The organism is Neobacillus sp. OS1-2 (genome assembly GCF_030915505.1).
Classification (GTDB): domain Bacteria; phylum Bacillota; class Bacilli; order Bacillales; family Cytobacillaceae; genus Neobacillus.
Genome location: NZ_CP133265.1, coordinates 2177425 through 2194963, shown reverse-complemented (window position 1 = coordinate 2194963; position 17539 = coordinate 2177425). Strand labels below are relative to the sequence as shown.

Annotated in this window: 13 protein-coding genes and 1 pseudogene; 4 read left to right on the top strand and 10 right to left on the bottom strand. The window is 37.1% G+C overall.

The genetic code is table 11. The features are described from left to right. Nucleotides 1-35: 35 nt before the first annotated feature. The 4 genes from RCG19_RS10830 to pruA all read right to left on the bottom strand — a co-directional run bounded on the left by RCG19_RS10830 (nt 36) and on the right by pruA (nt 5984). On the bottom strand, nt 36-1478 hold the full coding sequence (locus RCG19_RS10830) for an amino acid permease (RefSeq protein WP_308110782.1): 1443 nt from the start codon (nt 1476-1478) through the stop codon (nt 36-38). A 348-nt stretch (nt 1479-1826) separates the two neighbouring features. Further along, nucleotides 1827-3122: a Glu/Leu/Phe/Val family dehydrogenase gene (locus tag RCG19_RS10825; RefSeq protein ID WP_308110781.1), complete on the bottom strand. Its 1296-nt coding sequence runs from the start codon at nt 3120-3122 to the stop codon at nt 1827-1829. A 54-nt stretch (nt 3123-3176) separates the two neighbouring features. Continuing rightward, on the bottom strand, nt 3177-4370 hold the full coding sequence (locus RCG19_RS10820; protein WP_374049612.1) for an ornithine--oxo-acid transaminase: 1194 nt from the start codon (nt 4368-4370) through the stop codon (nt 3177-3179). Nucleotides 4371-4439: 69 nt separating this feature from the next. Continuing rightward, on the bottom strand, nt 4440-5984 hold the full coding sequence (gene pruA / locus RCG19_RS10815) for an L-glutamate gamma-semialdehyde dehydrogenase (protein ID WP_308110779.1): 1545 nt from the start codon (nt 5982-5984) through the stop codon (nt 4440-4442). 213 nt (nt 5985-6197) lie between these two features. Between pruA and RCG19_RS10810 the strand changes: the two genes are divergently transcribed. Next, a complete protein-coding gene (locus RCG19_RS10810; RefSeq protein WP_308110778.1) occupies nt 6198-7613 on the top strand; it encodes a sigma-54 interaction domain-containing protein in 1416 nt (471 codons plus the stop codon). Between the two features lie 341 nt (nt 7614-7954). On the opposite strand, the gene RCG19_RS10805 is transcribed toward RCG19_RS10810, so the two are convergent. Both RCG19_RS10805 and RCG19_RS10800 read right to left on the bottom strand, forming a co-directional pair. Continuing rightward, a complete protein-coding gene (locus tag RCG19_RS10805; protein WP_308110777.1) occupies nt 7955-8341 on the bottom strand; it encodes an FxsA family protein in 387 nt (128 codons plus the stop codon). A gap of 77 nt (nt 8342-8418) precedes the next feature. Continuing rightward, complete coding sequence (locus tag RCG19_RS10800) at nt 8419-9261, bottom strand: LysR family transcriptional regulator (RefSeq protein WP_308110776.1); 843 nt, start codon at nt 9259-9261, stop codon at nt 8419-8421. A 27-nt stretch (nt 9262-9288) separates the two neighbouring features. Here RCG19_RS10800 and RCG19_RS10795 point away from each other — a divergent pair. Beyond that, nucleotides 9289-9516, top strand: a pseudogene (locus RCG19_RS10795) (flavodoxin family protein); the annotation flags it as partial. A gap of 86 nt (nt 9517-9602) precedes the next feature. Here the strand turns inward: RCG19_RS10795 and RCG19_RS10790 are convergent. From RCG19_RS10790 to RCG19_RS10780, 4 genes are all read right to left on the bottom strand, one after another. Further along, a complete protein-coding gene (locus RCG19_RS10790) occupies nt 9603-10058 on the bottom strand; it encodes a JAB domain-containing protein (RefSeq protein ID WP_308110775.1) in 456 nt (151 codons plus the stop codon). A 774-nt stretch (nt 10059-10832) separates the two neighbouring features. Beyond that, nucleotides 10833-11378, bottom strand: coding sequence for a redoxin domain-containing protein (locus RCG19_RS10785; RefSeq protein ID WP_308110774.1), 546 nt, complete (start codon nt 11376-11378; stop codon nt 10833-10835). 13 nt (nt 11379-11391) lie between these two features. Further along, nucleotides 11392-11973, bottom strand: a complete 582-nt coding sequence (locus RCG19_RS23725) for a MauE/DoxX family redox-associated membrane protein (protein ID WP_374049594.1) — start codon at nt 11971-11973, stop codon at nt 11392-11394. Further along, nucleotides 11937-13718 carry an ABC transporter ATP-binding protein gene (locus RCG19_RS10780; protein WP_308110773.1) on the bottom strand — a complete coding sequence of 594 codons (1782 nt, stop codon included), beginning with the start codon at nt 13716-13718 and terminating at the stop codon, nt 11937-11939. Before RCG19_RS10780 ends, RCG19_RS23725 begins: the two co-directional genes overlap by 37 nt. Nucleotides 13719-14180: 462 nt before the next feature. Here RCG19_RS10780 and RCG19_RS10775 point away from each other — a divergent pair, with 462 nt between their 5' ends. Then, a complete protein-coding gene (locus tag RCG19_RS10775) occupies nt 14181-14873 on the top strand; it encodes an ABC transporter ATP-binding protein (protein WP_308110772.1) in 693 nt (230 codons plus the stop codon). Next, a complete protein-coding gene (locus RCG19_RS10770; RefSeq protein WP_308110771.1) occupies nt 14870-17518 on the top strand; it encodes an ABC transporter permease in 2649 nt (882 codons plus the stop codon). Before RCG19_RS10775 ends, RCG19_RS10770 begins: the two co-directional genes overlap by 4 nt. The last annotated feature ends 21 nt before the right edge of the window (nt 17519-17539 follow it).

Sequence of the window (17539 nt, the reverse complement as noted above, 5' to 3'; positions counted from 1 at the left end):
GAAAAACGCTTGAGCCCAAGCGTTTTTTTAAAAGTTTATATAATCATCTTTTTATCGGATTGTAGTTGAAGTTCCTGTTCTCCCAAATCGTCCTGCTCACGATTCTTTTTGATTTTAAAGTGATAAATTAAATAGCAGGCAATGACAAATGGAACTCCGCAATACAGTGCAACTCGCTGCTCAGAATCAAATGCTAAGCTGAGTAGGACGATAATGTTTAACGTTAATCCCAGGATTGGCAGGAATGGGAATAACGGTGTTCTGAATTTAAGGTCTTCCACTTTTCCGCCTTCACGAATGAATTTCCTGCGGAAGGCAATTTGTGAAGCGGTGATGGAAATCCAGCCAACTTGCGCACCTAGTCCCGCGACAGAAATAAGCCATACAAACACAGTACTAGCAGCTACTACACTTGATAATAGTGATAATAGGGCAATTCCAATAGTTAAAATAAGGGCATTAACAGGAACTCCTCTTTTCGATACCTTCGTTAGTAGGGGACTAGCCATTTTCTCCCTTCCCATGGCATACAACATCCGGGTTGCAGCATAGAGACCAGAGTTCGCCACAGAAAGTAATGCTGTTAAAACAACAAAGTTCATAATATCTGCTGCATATGGGATTCCAATACTATCAAATACCACTACGAATGGGCTTTCAATTACTCCAGCTTTTTCCGTTGGTATTAAACCTGATAAAACAAAGATGGCTAATACAAAGAAGAAAAGAGTCCGCCAAACGGTTTGTTTAATCGACTTTGGAATCGTTTTTTCAGGCTCTTCACTTTCTCCCGCGGCGATCCCAATTAATTCTGTACCTTGGAACGAAAAGTTTACGGTAATCATCGTGATTAGTAAGGCTGTTATCCCATGTGGCAAGAGGCCGTGTGCGGTGAAATTCGTCATAAATGGCGCCGGCTGGCCGCCTTTCATGTGAATAAACCCAAACATGGCAGCTCCACCTAATACAATAAACGCTATGATAGCAAAAATTTTAATACTTGAGAACCAAAATTCAGCCTCACCAAACGCACGAGCTGAAAGTGCATTTAGGGCAAATAGAACGATGGCAAATATCGCACACCAGATCCAAATCGGAGAATTAGGAAACCATCTTTGCATTAACTGCCCCGCAGATAGTAATTCCAGTGCAACCGTCACAGCCCACCCTAACCAATAAAGCCATCCAAGGGCAAATCCAGTTCCTGGGCCAATAAATTTCGTCGTATAGGTTTGAAACGAGCCGGAGACTGGCATTGCCACCGACATTTCACCAAGGCAAAGCATCGTCAAAAACATGATGAAGCCGCCAACGATATAAGAAAGGATGGCACCGGCTGGTCCTGCATGAGAAATCGTATAACCTGACCCTAAGAAAAGACCTGATCCGATAACCCCTCCTAAAGAGATCATAAATAAATGTCTTGACTTCATTGTTCGTTTTAATTCATGTGTTGAATTAGATTCTTGTAGATTCATTAAGTTTCCCCCTTTTCCCCCAAAAAGAATGCGCTTCCATTAAAAAAGTGTTGAATAGGATAATTCTTTTCACAAGTAGTGCTTTCAGTCTTCCTCTGTATAAGAAAGAATAAGACAATATTCGACATTAAGCAACAACTACTTCTTTCTAAATTATCCCTAAATTCACAAAATAATAATGCAATTTCCGTGCCAAACAATACTTGCTTAATTGTGAACATATTTTGACGAAAGCTGCCAATATTTTTTGCATCTTCATTAAACTTTTTGCACATACACCGCAAAAAAAACATCCCCTCCGAATGGAAAGGATGTTTTTTTTAGCGCTGGGTTCTTGCAAAAATATCTTTACACCCAGCCACGGAATCGGGAAGCTTCTGCTGCTTTTTTTATCCCTGTCATATAGGCGGCTAACCGCATATCCACCTGATGAGCAGCAGCTGTTTGATAAATATTTTCAAAAGACTCAATCATGACCTTGGCTAATTTTTGATGAACTTCTTCTTCCGACCAATAATAGCCTTGATTATTTTGCACCCACTCAAAATAAGAAACGGTTACTCCGCCGGCACTCGCCAAAATATCAGGGACAAGGAGGACTCCACGTTCTGTTAAGATACTGGTTGCTTCAAGTGTTGTTGGTCCATTCGCTGCCTCCACGATAATCGAGGCTTTAATATTTGCCGCATTCTTAGCCGTAATTTGGTTTGAAATCGCTGCAGGAACAAGAATGTCACACTCTAACTCAAGTAATTCTTGATTTGTAATCGTATCTTTAAACAGTTGAGAGAATGTACCGAAGCTATCCCTTCTATCTAACAAATAATTGATATCAAGCCCATTCGGATCATACACACCGCCGTAAACATCCGAAACAGCAACGACTTTTGCCCCGGCATCATGTAGAAACTTCGCTAAAAAGCTACCTGCATTGCCAAAACCTTGAATGACCACACGTGCACCTTTTAACTCCATCCCCTTTTTCTTCACTGCTTCTTCAATACAAATGGTTACTCCAGCAGCAGTCGCCGTTTCCCGGCCTTGCGAGCCCCCCAAAACAATTGGTTTTCCCGTGATAAATCCCGGTGAGTCGAATTCACGTAATCGGCTATATTCATCCATCATCCACGCCATTATCTGCGAATTGGTATACACATCTGGTGCCGGAATATCCTTTGAAGGACCGACAATTTGGCTAATCGCGCGGACATATCCACGGCTTAATCTTTCAAGCTCTCTAAAGGACATTTTTCGTGGGTCACAGATAATTCCACCTTTTCCGCCTCCATAAGGAAGATCAGTGATTCCACACTTTAAGGTCATCCAAATGGACAAAGCTTTTACTTCTTCTTCATTTACTTCTGGATGAAAGCGAACGCCACCCTTTGTTGGGCCGACGGCATCATTATGCTGAGAACGATAGCCTGTAAAAATTTGTACCGAGCCATCATCCATTCGAACGGGAATACGAACGGTCAATAATCTGATAGGATCTTTTAATAGTTCATACATTTCGTTCGTATAGCCCAATTTATTTAATGCCTTTTGGATAACCGTTTGCGTAGAGTAGAATAAATTTAATGATTCTTCCTCTTTTTGTTGATCTTTTTCCAAATTGTTAAGTTCAGCCGTAGTAACCGTCATGAAAGACACCTCGTGGAATTTATAGAATAAAATAAGTGCACGTCTTTTAAAAAACTAGGAAAGGACCTTTTTAATTTTCTCGATCGCCCAATCGATTTCTTCTTTTGAAATAATTAATGGCGGTGCAAAACGAATCACTGTATCATGCGTTTCTTTACAGAGTAACCCTTCCTCTTTTAATTGCTCACAAAATGGCCTTGCTTCCTCTGTCAATTCAACACCGATGAACAGGCCTTTGCCCCTAACATCTTTAATCATTGGGTTATTGATTGTTTTTAATTGATTAAGAAAATACTTCCCTAATTCAAGGGAGCGTTCAGCTAATTTCTCTTCCTCAAGCACATCTAATGCTGCAAGGGATACGGCACATGCCAGTGGATTTCCGCCAAAAGTCGACCCATGTGAGCCTGGATTAAATACACCTAGAACATCAGCATTCGCCACCACGCAAGAAATTGGGAACACTCCGCCGCCGAGCGCTTTTCCTAAAATCAACATATCTGGCTCAACATTTTCCCAATCACATGCAAACATTTTTCCAGTACGCGCCAAACCCACTTGAATTTCGTCAGCAATGAATAACACGTTGTTTTCTTTACATAGGTCAGACGCTGCTTTTAAAAATCCTTCAGGTGGTAAAATGATTCCTGCTTCACCCTGAATTGGTTCCATTAAGAAGGCAGCAGTATTTGGTGTGATGGCTGCCTTTAATGCTTCAAGATCACCATATGGAATTAAGTTAATGCCCGGTAACATTGGGCCAAAGCCGCGTTTATAATCCGGATCAGAGGAAAGTGAAACAGCCCCCATCGTTCTGCCATGGAAGTTCCCGTTACAAGCAATAATTTCCGCTTGATCTTCCGCGATTCCTTTCACGTCATACCCCCAGCGCCGTGCTGCCTTCAACGCTGTTTCAACCGCTTCGGCACCTGTATTCATTGGGAGAACCATTTCTTTATTCGTTAACTGAGAGACTTTTTCATACCATGGGCCAAGCTGGTCGTTATGGAATGCACGAGATGTTAGTGTTACTTTATCCGCTTGGTCTTTTAGGGCTTGAATGATCTTTGGATGGCGATGCCCTTGGTTCACCGCGGAATAGGCGCTAAGCATATCCATATAACGGTTACCTTCAGGACTTTCAACCCATACTCCCTCTGCTTTAGCGATTACAATTGGCAGCGGATGATAGTTATTTGCACCAAATTTTTGTGTTTGTTCGATGATTTCAGTTGTTTTGGTTGTCATAGTCATTTTGTTTTCCTCCCTCTATTTACCCTGGCAAAAGAAACCTTCAACCAGGGTGTCATCATCAATTTATAGTGTTTCAGATGTTGTTTTAGCTTGCATATGAAGCAGTAAATAATCTGGGCCGCCTGCTTTTGAATCGGTTCCAGACATATTAAAGCCGCCAAATGGCTGATAACCGACAATGGCACCGGTACAAACACGATTAAAGTAAAGATTCCCTACATGGAATTCCTCTCGTGCCCGCTCGATATGTTCACGGTTATTTGAAATCAATGCTCCTGTTAACCCGTAATCAGTGTTATTCGCAATTTCCATCATATGGTCAAAGTCACGAGCCTTGCAAAAAGCCACAACTGGTCCAAAGATTTCTTCCTGCATTAAGCGTGAGTTTTCATCTAAATAAGCAAAAATAGTCGGCTGAATGAAGTATCCCTTTGAATCATCCCCTTCACCGCCAGTCATTAATCTGCCTTCTTGTTTGCCTACTTCAATATAATTCATAATCTTCTTGAATGACTTTTCATCAATTACCGGTCCCATATAGTTTTCTGCCTCTTCAGGGTTACCTATTGTGAGGGTTTTTGTTAAGGCGACAGCCTTTTCTAGTACTTCATCATAAACGTCTTGGTGAATGACAGCGCGTGAACCCGCTGAACATTTTTGACCCGAGAATCCAAAGGCAGCATAGACGATGGAAGAGGCGGCTAAATCTAAATCAGCTTGATTGTCGACGACCATTGTGTCTTTACCGCCCATTTCCGCAATAACACGCTTGATCCAAATTTGTCCCGGATGAACTTTCGCCGCACGTTCATTAATGCGGCAGCCCACTTCACGCGAACCTGTAAACGATACAAATCGTGTTTTCGGATGGTCCACAAGATAATCACCAATTTCTGCACCGCTTCCGGGTACAAAGTTTAATACACCCTTCGGAAGACCGGCTTCTGTCATCAACTCAACAAACTTTGCGGCAATCACAGGTGTTGAATTTGCAGGCTTCAAGAGGACTGTATTCCCTGAAACGATCGCTGCAATGGTTGTTCCTGCCATGATGGCTAATGGAAAGTTAAAAGGTGAAATGATGACACCCACACCAAGTGGAATATAGTGGAATTGATTGAATTCTCCTGTACGGCTGTTTACTGGAACACCTTCTTTGATCTTCAGCATTTGCCGACCATAATACTCTATAAAATCAATCGCTTCTGCCGTATCTGCGTCCGCTTCTTTCCACGGCTTTCCGGCTTCTTTCACAAGATAGCTTGAAAATTCATGTTTCCGGCGGCGCATGATGGCAGCGGCACGGAATAAAATATTCGCCCGGTGTTCCGGCTTCCATTTCTTCCAGGATTCAAAGGCGGTTAAGGCTGCTTGCATTGCTTTTTCAGCTAACTCTTGATCCGCCATTGAAACGCTTCCAATAATCTCCTCTTTATTAGCTGGATTAATGGAAATGATTTTTTCTTCTGTTGTCACCGCTTCACCGTCAATCATAACGGGATAATCTTTGCCAAGCTGTGTTTGGACATATGCTAATGCATCTTTAAATGCTTTAATATTTTTTTCTTCCGTAAAATTTGTAAATGGTTCATGTGTATAAGGTTGCACCTGAATTCCCCCTTAAGATTATTCACTATTATTTTTGCAAGTTTCGTGCCAACTTCATTTTTTGCAGTTTACTAGCATTCCCGGCATATTTAGCGCCACGAATTTTTGCGCAAAAAAGTTATTTTTCTTAGAAACGCAAAAATATTTTGCATTAAAACGTTTATTTTGTTTAAATAGGTGATAATGGAACTAAACAAAGGGAATGAAGTCACCATGGAAAATTCAAAAAAATCCATCCAGTATCTGCAATATATCAATCAGATGTACAAACAGATTTTGGACGAAGTGGATGTAGGCATTCATGCAGTAGATGAAACAGGAAAGACGATCATCTATAACAAGAAAATGATGCATATGGAATCAATGGATATCCAAGATGTCCTTAATAAAAATCTCTTAGATGTGTTTATGTTTAAAGATGATCAATCCAGTACTCTCGTCCAAGCCTTACAAGAAGGCAAAAAGACCAGTAATGTGAAGCAAACTTATTTTAATAACAAGAGCCGGGAAATTACTACGATTAACAATACGATTCCTATTTTCCAGGATGGAAAAATCCAAGGGGCTGTGGAGATAGCAAATGATGTAACAAAATTAGAAAAGTTAATAAAAGGAAATAGTAGCAGTAAAGACACACCTAGGTTTACTTTTGATAGTATTATTGGCTGCAGCCCCGTCATGAAGGACGTGATCGAAGGGGCAAAGCGGGCAACCCGCACCTCCTCCTATGTGTTGGTCGTCGGGGAGACTGGGACAGGGAAAGAGCTTTTTGCTCAAAGTATCCATAATGCCAGCGATCGATTTTCAGCTCCATTTATCTCACAAAACTGTGCCGCCCTGCCTGATAATTTAATTGAAAGTCTCCTCTTTGGTACAAAGCGCGGTGCTTTTACAGGTGCAGTTGATACACCTGGATTATTTGAACAAGCAAATGGGGGCACATTGCTGCTTGATGAAATTAACTCATTAAATTTAAATCTTCAGGCAAAGTTGCTTCGTGTCCTACAGGAGAAAACGATTAGACGCATCGGTGATACGAAGGACACCCCCGTTGATGTGCGTGTTATAGCTAATATCAATGAGGATCCAATTGATGCCATTGCCAACAATCATTTACGAAAAGATCTTTATTACCGTCTCGGTGTTGTGACCATCTTTATTCCACCATTAAGGGATCGTAAAGAAGATATCCACTTACTCGTTCAACATTTTATTGAAAAATATAATGAACGCTTCCAAATGAATGTGAAGGGGCTTCACGAAGAGGTCAGTCAGTCGTTTCTCGAGTATGATTGGCACGGAAATGTCCGTGAACTCGAGCATATCATCGAAGCGGCAATGAACATTATGATGGATGAAGAAGTGATTATGTATTCACATTTACCGTTCCAATATCGAAGTAAAATGCAAATAAAAGAAAGAATGCTCCCGCATTCAACTGTTGATACGTTCATTAAGGAACATTCAGATGTTTCCATCCCATTGAAAGATCAAATAGAGCTATTTGAAAAAACCTATATTGAGCATGTCCTTAAAAAAAATGACTTCAATATTTCGCGGACAGCAGGATTGCTGGGGCTAAGCCGGCAAAGTTTGCAGTATCGAATGAAAAAGTTGGATATCAGATAAAAGGAGCCTTTTTCTTATATTGCAGATGAAGGACTAATCCCACTTAAAAACCGGGCGATTTGGCCTTCATGAAGCCGATGAAGGACTAATCCCACTTAAAAACCGGGCGATTTGGCCTTCATGAAGCCGATGAAGGACTAATCCGACTTAAAAAACGAGCCATTTGGCCTTCATGAAGCCGATGAAGGACTAATCCCACTTGAAAACCGGGCGATTTGGCCTTCATGAAGCCGATGAAGGACTAGTCCCACTTAATAGCCGGGCCATTTGGCCTTCATGAAGCCTACGCAACTAGCAAAAGTAAAAAACGCCAACTCCCGAATAAAAGCGGATTGACGTTTTTACTTTATAATTTTTATATTCCCTTTTTGAATCTTCTTCCTTAGTAAATTCAACATGAAAAATTTAATGACTCGTCTTGTTGGCGGGAATAGCATGAAAAAGCCACCTATGTCTGTAACGAAACCCGGTATTAGTAGAAGTATTCCGCCTAATAATATACAAATTCCATCTAAAACAGCTTCACCTGGAATTTGACCACTTCGCAGCTGCTCCTGGGCCCTCCGAATCGTTTGCAAGCCTTCTCTCTTTGCTAAATATGCACCAATTACGCCCGTCAATATAATGAGTAATAGGGTCGGCCAAACGCCAATTGTTTTGCCTGAAAAAAGGAGTAACCCTATTTCTGCAGCAGGAATCGCAATAATCAAGATCAATAAATAACGCATTGAGGGTCTTACTCCTTCCAACGGTTTAATTTTATTATACAGGTATACTAGTTGAATTAATAATTTTTAAAAGTTTTTCACGTTAATTCAATAAAAGCCTCTAATGGAGGTGTCATCCATTTGTCCTTATGCCAGGCTATTTGCGTATAGATTGGAGCTGCGGTATTTTCCCATCCTATCTCCTTCACTCTTCCCATTCTTAAATCTGTTTCTACTGCCATCTTCGGTAACAACGCGATGCCCAGTCCGGCTATTACGCATTGTTTAATCGCTTCAATACTTCCAAATTCTATTTTATTTAATGGATATACACCCGCTGAGCGGAAAAAATCTTCAAAAATGGTACGGTAAGAGCAGCCGGTTTCTGTAAGCAAAATTGTTTCATGTTCAAAATCTTCCGGAAAAGCTGTTGATTTCTCCAATAAAGGATGGGTGGATGATGCAACGATCAGTAGTTCCTCCTTGATTAGAGATTCTATTTCCAGCGAATCACCAGACTTACGTGTATCCATAATAAAAGCCACATCAAGCAGCCCGGCTATTAGATGCTCCCTCGCCATTTCATCTGAATGTGCCGGTTTAAAGACAAGCTTAACCTTCGGGAACTGCGTCTTAAATTCTTTTAAAATCGATGGAAGCCGGTAGGTACATTGACTTTCCTGTGCCCCGATTAGCAAGGTACCTTTCTGGTCTTCTCCCCCATTTACGATCAACTTAGCTTCCTCACTTAATCGAATCATTTTTTCCGTATAAGCTTTAAACTGGCGGCCAGCCTCTGTCCATATTAGCCGCTTCCCTAGACGTTCAAACAAAGGTTTTCCTACCTCAGATTCAAGGGCTTTTATTTGAGCTGTTACACTTGATTGCGCAAAGTTTAAGAGTTTTGCCGTTTGTGTAAAGTTTAAATTTTCTGCGGCCATTTTAAATGTGATCAGTTGTTTGCAAATTACCCTGATTTCAAAAAGCAACTGGCACAAAAAAAGGCGTATGTAATTGCGGTTGGCGGGGATGATCCATACGTAAAGGGCTTGCCAATGATTCAACAATTTCAGTATATCTTTGATTTTATGGGGATCTCATTTGAAGGGTATATTCTTGGGGATGGCAATAAACCTAGAGATATTTTAAATGATAAAAATGCTTTATATGCTGTTGCTCAATTACAAAAAAGTTAAAGAATTAACGTCACTTACAAAGGGTAGTCCCTGCCGCGTTTAGCTGGAGGCCGACCCCAATTTGCCAAGTAACCTGTTGCCATCCTTCACAAAGGTGGAGGTGTTAAATAAAGGCTGATGTGTTTTCCTGTATGGGTGACAATCACATGGTCAAGGACTTCGACTCCTATAATTTTCCCGGCTTCCGCTAATCTCCTAGTTACTTCAATATCTTCTTTGCTCGGTGTTGGGTCTCCGCTTGGGTGCTGATGACTGACAATAATAGATGCCGCATTATTGATGATAGCGCATTTCATTACCTCTCTAGGATGGACTATGCTAGCGTTCAAGCTTCCTACATGCGCCCTATGTAACCCAACCACCTGATTTTTAGTATTGAGCATCATAACAAGAAATACTTCTCTGTCTTCATCTGCAATGTGCGCGGCCGCTAATTTTTGAGCATCTTCCGGTGAACGAATTTGATACAGGGCAAATGGGACGGAGGATTCCTTAATTTCTTGTTTGATTCGGACAACTTCAAAGATTGACGTTAATTCCATTTTTCAAAACTCCTTTGTTTTTTGTTTTTTTCTTTTCCATTTTTTCTTTTGCCTTGCGAAGCGGGGTGTGTTCCCCAAAGGGGGATTATTTTTCCCCTTTTGCAAGTAGAATGAAAAACACGCATAGGCAATTGGTCAAGGGCGCTCTTAGCACAAAAAGTTTTTTACTGTTGCGAAGCGTCCTTAAGCAAAAAACTTTTTTGCCCCTTGACCGATTGACTAGCCTTCTTAGCTTCTAGCCGGGAAGGTTCGGGTGTCCTACCGGCTCGAAGGTTAGAAGGCTTGCGTTGTTTTACGATTCGGAAGGCAAAAGGGAAAAATAAACAATAAAAAGCAGCCGAAACGGCTGCTCTCCTTTTGTTTTTAATCTTTCAATCCTTTAATTTTCTGGTGTTCGGCTCGTTCGGTATGGCGGCGTTAGCCGTAAATGGAACAGGAACCTACGGAATGTAGGCGTGAGCCGTACAGTCCGTGGTTATCGGTCCATTTAATGCCGAAGCGACACGTACGGAATGACAGAAAGGGTGCTTTTTCCTTTCTGATCAGACCGTAGTGCTGCCGCCCAAAATAGTTCTATATCTTTTCTTTTAATCTTGATTTTAAAGTCCTTATTTCTGAAGAAAAATCGTTGCTTTAAGCTGCGTGACTAGCAAAGAAAGACAGAAATAAATTTAGGCCTATTCAAAAATTTTTGTTTCATATTCCGTGAATAGGGGTAGCGTCAGGAAATGCGGATTTATAAGTTAAGGAAATCTACCTCACTATGAAACTATATTAAGAAGCTACTTTTGAATTTTGTGATAATAGATCAAGTAATTGTTCAAAATATTTTATTTCTCCAAGTGACTCTATTTCTCCATTCATGTTAACCAAGAAAAAAAACGGTGTAATATTTACGTGATAACTAGAGAAAATTTGAAGTGATTTTATATAATTAACTTTGTTGTTTAATATCTTTATAAAATTATTATCATTGTCAGAAGTATCATTGTTTATTATTAATAATGGCACTGTGTATTCCATTTCGTTTTTTGAGATATCCTCGATGAGCCCTCTACAAGTTGAACAATCTGTATTAACAAATAACATCAAGACCTTATTTTTTATAAGTTCATCTTTTAAAACTATTTTCTGCTTATTTGAATCTAGCGCACGAAATAAAGGTGCATTATTCCCGACCTGTAAAGAGCCAAATTGTAGTCCCTTTATTCCTCTTATTTCTTCTAAAAACGTTCTAGTAAATCTTATAATAAAATAGATTATATACAATTCCACTATTAATATTAACAGAACTATTGAGAGTATTATATTAGTAAACATATTCACGAACCTTTCAGTTAAAATATTTTAAAATTACATTTCTTTTAGTTATTAGTCTGTTAAATTCTTTTCCTATAATAATAATAATAAATATTAAACTAATAGATGTTAAAAAAATCAGCAATTTCACCCACAATGTGATGTTTAATAAAATATTGTTATGTTCAACGATAAATAAGATAGAAATAACCAATATCATAAAAATATTCCTATAAATTATACCAAAATGTAATGTGTCATTTTCCAGAATTCCACCACATCCACACGATATGTTTGTATTCCCAGTTATAATATTTTTTATAACAGCTATTGAGAATAGAAGGAGAACAACACCACATATAATAACTATAAATAAATTTAAATGCCAAAAAAATAAAATAAAGGATATCATCACTTCAAAAAGAATCACTAAAGTAAATCCAATTGTAATCAGATTTTCTGATAAGATTCTGTATTCTCTCAATGAATTAATATGTCTTCCTGTATTTTTTATTTTATCAAAGACAGAAAAGAGAAAAACTAACCCTAATGAAAATTCACCTAAATAAAATAAAACAGTTAGTATGATACTAATTCCTCCTTTGTCGAATACCAACTTGACTGGGCTATGTACATTTTATGGTATTCTCCATTTAAATTGAGTAACTCTTGATGGTTTCCTCTCTCAATTACTTGGCCTTCTTTTAAAACTAAGATTTCATCTGCTAAGCTGGCAGCTCCTAAACGATGAGTAACAAAAATAATTGAACAATGATTATTTTTATCGAACAAATCTTTAATGATTTCAACTTCCGAAATTGGATCCAGCGCTGCGGTTGGTTCATCTAATATTATTAAATCACTGTTACGAAATAGAGATCTAGCAATTGCGACCTTTTGCCATTGACCCCCAGATAATTCATTACCTCCTTCAAAAAATCGACCTAAAATTGAATCATATTTTTTACTCAGGCCATTTATATAATTATCGATGGTTGCCTTCTTTGCAGCATCCTTTATAAGGATTTCATTGTCTATATTATTTACATTCCCAATTCCAATATTAAATCTAACCGACATATCATACCTTATAAAATCTTGAAATAGAACAGATAATCTTGCTTGATAAGTTAATGGATTGATTTGATCTAGTGGTAATCCATTAACTTTAATTGAATCATTCGTATTATATAAACCAGTAATACATTTAATTAAAGTAGTTTTTCCACAACCATTTTCCCCAACAATTGCTACTTTCTTTTGACTATTAATTTCTAAATTAATATTTTTTATTGAAGGGATTAATTGATTTGGATATGTGAAATTTAGATTATCTATTTTAATATTCATAATTTTACTTATTGGTATATGTGATTTAGGCTCTTTCTCTGGACTAGTAAGAAATTTAACATAGTCCTCAATAAATAAGTATGATTCATGAGTTTGAGATAAATTCCGCGAACTCTTTGTAAGTTCACCCTGTAAATACTGAATTGATTGTAGAGTTGCAATTAACCCTCCAGCTAAAGCTGAGCTCCTATGTAAATCTTTTAAAATTACAAATCCACATAATGCATAAGTTGCTGTTATAAAAAATTCCGAAAAAAAAATTTGTTTTGATTTTGTTTTGGCTAACTCAACCCTTTTTTTAGTAGTATAAAAAAATATATTTTCCCACTTTTCCTTAATAAATCCAAAAACATTATACAGTTTTATTTCTTTAAGTGTATTACGGTTAGTATTTAGGTTAAATAGATAACTTTCTTTTCTGTCAAATGGAGTAAGGTCAGTGAAAAGATTAAAATATTTTTTACTAAATCTTATTTCAACAATTAAATATGGAATTATTCCAATAAACAAAATGACTACAATCAGCCAATTAATTGAAAATAAGTGAATTATAATAGACACCAAACTAACAAATGAACTTATTAGGCCTACTGTATTCGTTAAAAAACTTTTAATTTGTGAAGTATTTGCCATTACTCTGGTTAAGTAATTATAATTTTCCGGGTCTTCAAATTTTATAAATTCTAATTTACTAACTTTATCAATCACCTTTTCCTTAGTATAATAGTTTACTTTATTATCCATGATTTGGTCATTGATATTTAATATATGGTCTATAGCAAAAGATATTATTATTATTGAAATTTGAAGAATAAAAAGATAAATAATCTCTTCTAAAGTAGTTTTCTTTTGCGCATAAATCATTATTGTGTTGATTAACTTCTGAAAAAGATAAATAGATAATACAGGAAAAAAACTTATAATAGCTTTTAAAATAATAAAAAGTATAAAATTCCACTTGCAACTATTCCATATTATTTTACTTATGATTGATAAGACTTCTTTTTTCAAATTCCCACCTCTACGAGTAAAAATGTAAATATTGACAATTATCATTTGATATAATACCATATTTTATAAGATATGGATATAATTATAGTTTTAAATTTAGAATTGCTAGATTATTAATTTTACCGGCAAACAAAATATTATATTTTAGGGGGAATTACAATGAAATTTTTATCCGGATTAATTCAACCACAATACGTACCATGTTCAGGAGGTACTCGTTTAGAAATAACTTGTATAACATATTCAAAATGTAAAGGGATAGGAAATGAAAAGGGCTACGTTCAATATCTGATTGATACCCGTGACGGTACAATCTGTCAAGAAAAGCTTGAATACTGCAATTGTTAAAAAGTAATTTTAGTAATAAATAAATTAAAATGATTAATGCCGGTAGATTATAAGACCTCTTACAATTTAGAGGTCTATTTATTTTTAATGAAATTTTTAAGGAGGCATAATCCCTTGTTGAAAAACATTTCTCTAAATAAGGTTTCAAAAGATTACCATGGAGACGGTGTGGAGACGAAAGCGTTGTGTGATATTACAATAAGTTTTGAAAAGGGGGAATTTATTTCTATTATGGGGCCTTCTGGTTCTGGTAAATCTACCTTGCTTAGTATAATTGGAACTTTGGATAATCCGTCAAATGGACAAGTCTTGTTTGATAATTACCTTATTAGTAACTTAAGGTCGGATGATTTAGCAGACATTCGATTTAAAGACATAGGATTCGTCTTTCAGCAATTTCACCTATTGCCAACACTAACAGCTTTGGAAAATGTATTGATTCCATTGTTTAAAAGGAAAATTTCTTTTAATAAAATGGACCGCGCAAAAGAACTTTTAAACCATGTAGGACTTGGTGATAAAATAAACTCATTTCCTTCTCAATTATCTGGTGGTCAACAACAGCGTGTTGCAATTGCTCGTGCATTAATTGCAGATCCAGATTGGATTTTAGCAGATGAGCCGACGGGGAATCTAGATACGGAAACAGGCAACAAAATTTTTGAACTGCTTCTGCATCTAAACAAAACGAAGAAATGCGGAGTAATACTAGTAACTCATGATCCCATGCTGGCAGAACGAACCGGAAGAGTAATTGAAATGAAAGATGGATACGTAATAAAAGACAGGGAAGGTTGCAATATATGATTTCCTTTATTTTAAAAAATTGGATGCGTCAGAAACGACGTTTTTTTCTCATGATGATTGGTGCCTTATTGATAAGTGGAGGATTAAGTACATTAATTGGACTGTCCGAAACGAATAAAGGAACAGTAATTAATTCTTTACAGAAAAAATGGAAGGCTTCTTATGATATTGTCGTTCGGCCAAAAGGAACAAAAAGTATAACGGAGCAAGTTGATCTATTTGATCCTAATTACCTAAGTGGATTAGCCGGTGGGATATCTTTAGAGGATTATGAAAAAATCAAGGGTATTCCGGATATCGAAACAGCGGCCCCTATTAGTATGATTGGCTTTTCAGGTTACGTAACCAATTTTAAAAAAATGGACGTTAAGGAGCCGGGGATATACCGTCTAACTGAAACAACAACAGATTATAATGGCCTTAACCCTTCGTCAGCTACAAATGAGCACTACTTTTCGAGGGGAATGTACGATTTACCTAGTCCAAATATTTCTAAGAAATATGGAATTACTGGTATTGAAGAAAATCTCTCTAGTTTTACAAATGTTCTTTTAGCTGCCGTCGATCCAGTACAAGAAGCTAAACTTGTAGGACTTGATAAAGCAATGCTACCTATCGATGGAAAAAGTCAATATTTTTCAAAAGACGATATGATCAATTCATATCCTTTAAGTGAGTTAGGATTTGAAGGGATAACTGCCAAGGAAACAATCTTTCCAGTTATCATAAGTAACCAGTCATTCTTGGATCAAACATTCGAGTTTAAAATAGAAAAATTAGATATTCCTTACGGCGATTCGGAAACTAGGCAAAAGTCACTAGAAGTTATTGAAAAAAATGGTGGAGAAGAATATTTAAAAACACTCCCCACCATTGAAACTAAAAAATTCTCATACAATTCAAATGAGGGTCATCAACTATTAATGGAGAGTCTTTCGGGGGTAGACCTTAAAACGAGAAACACCAAATCATCAATCAGTAGTTCGAACGTCGATCTTAGTAGTTTACTTCGTGAACAAACTAGTTCACTTAAATACCGGTCTATTGAAAGCCCGTTCCCTGAAAGATGGAATCACGCATTTCAAGTCATTCCTTATGAAGATAAAACGAATACTAATCAAAGTTTTACTTACCGAAAGCCTCAATTGGTAGATCTGAGTATGCGTAACAATCCGAGACTGAGTCCCTATTTTATTGGGTTTTATGATCCGAAAAAATTAGATGTTTCAATGGACCCTGAAAATGAACTTCCTATGGAAACGTATAAAAGTCCTTCTGCAAAATGGGTTCTTAATAGTAAAGACCAGCCAGTGAATCCACCAAAGACGATGAATCCTACTTCTAATATATATGGTTATCTAATGCAACCGCCTACTATGTTAACAACTATCGAAGCAGCCAAACACATTTTAGGTGATAATCCCATCTCTGCTATCCGAATTAAAGTGAAGGATGTCAACACTTTAAATGAAGAAAGCCAAGAAAAATTAAAATTAGTAGCCAAAAAAATTGAGCAACAAACGGGCCTTGAGACAGATATTACTTTAGGGTCTTCACCCCAACCCATATTAATCAATATCCCCAAGGTGAGAAATCATGAGGCACTTGGATGGATTGAACAATCTTGGATTAAAATTGGAGCAGCTATTAATATTTTTCAGGAAACCAAGTTGGGATACACAGGGATCATTATTTGTAATATTCTTGTTGCCATGATTTATGTATTCTCAACCAGTTTAGTTTCCTTTCTTTCAAGAAAAAGGGAGTTTGCTATACTTCTTGCTATTGGATGGAAACCAAGACAATTAAAGAATATCCTAATGATGGAGTCATTATTAATAGGTGTAATCGTTACTTTTGTAACTCTATTAGTGCAATTGATTTTAGGCTTTAGAAATGTAGCAGCTTTATCCATATCTCAAGCATTTTTGATTACATTCTTTGTATTGCTTATCTATATTATTGGCCCTTTAGGTCCCATACATTTAGTTAATCAAATTCAACCATCTCACGTAATGAGAACAGGTGAAATAAGTGTATTGAGGAAAAGGGTTTTAAGAACAAATGGGTTACTATCAATGGTCTTCAATTCAGTAATTGGTAGACTGAATCGAAATCTAGTTTCTATCATTGCTATAGCTTTGCCTACTTCGTTGTTAATTCTGTTCATTTATGTTTCTTTCCGTTTAAAAGGTGTGTTATATACATCTTGGTTAGGTCAATATGTATCGTTAGAGGTAGGCACTCCACATTATGTTGCAGTAGCAATTTCATTAATCATTTCCATATTAACTACTTCAGAAATTTTGTGGCAAAATATAAAAGAACGTAGAAACGAAATCTCCTTATTAAAAGCGTTAGGGTGGAAAAATAAAAATGTTCGTTTAATGGTGTTGATTGAAGGAGCGGCTATTGGATTTTTAGGAGGATTAGCTGGAGGACTAATTTCACTAGGAATTATCTATTTTATGTATGGACCAATTCCTATTAAGGAATTGTGGTTACCGCTGATCACCTGCTTAAGCCCTGTTCTTATTGGGATGGCTGGAGCTTGGATTCCTTCTAGGGTAGCTATGAAAATGGAACCTATTGAAGGGATGAGAGGGATTGGAATTGTAAAATCAGATATCTCTATTGATATTTAAAATATTTAGTTAAAGAGATTA

Coding starts and splice junctions, on each gene's coding strand:
- RCG19_RS10825 (WP_308110781.1), bottom strand. CDS start 3,122: ATGACGGTTACTACGGCTGAACTTAACAATTTGGAAAAAGATCAACAA.
- RCG19_RS10805 (WP_308110777.1), bottom strand. CDS start 8,341: ATGCGTTATTTATTGATCTTGATTATTGCGATTCCTGCTGCAGAAATA.
- RCG19_RS10820 (WP_374049612.1), bottom strand. CDS start 4,370: ATGACAACCAAAACAACTGAAATCATCGAACAAACACAAAAATTTGGT.
- RCG19_RS10800 (WP_308110776.1), bottom strand. CDS start 9,261: ATGGCCGCAGAAAATTTAAACTTTACACAAACGGCAAAACTCTTAAAC.
- RCG19_RS10770 (WP_308110771.1), top strand. CDS start 14,870: ATGATTTCCTTTATTTTAAAAAATTGGATGCGTCAGAAACGACGTTTT.
- RCG19_RS10790 (WP_308110775.1), bottom strand. CDS start 10,058: ATGGAATTAACGTCAATCTTTGAAGTTGTCCGAATCAAACAAGAAATT.
- RCG19_RS10830 (WP_308110782.1), bottom strand. CDS start 1,478: ATGAATCTACAAGAATCTAATTCAACACATGAATTAAAACGAACAATG.
- RCG19_RS10785 (WP_308110774.1), bottom strand. CDS start 11,378: ATGTTTACTAATATAATACTCTCAATAGTTCTGTTAATATTAATAGTG.
- RCG19_RS10810 (WP_308110778.1), top strand. CDS start 6,198: ATGGAAAATTCAAAAAAATCCATCCAGTATCTGCAATATATCAATCAG.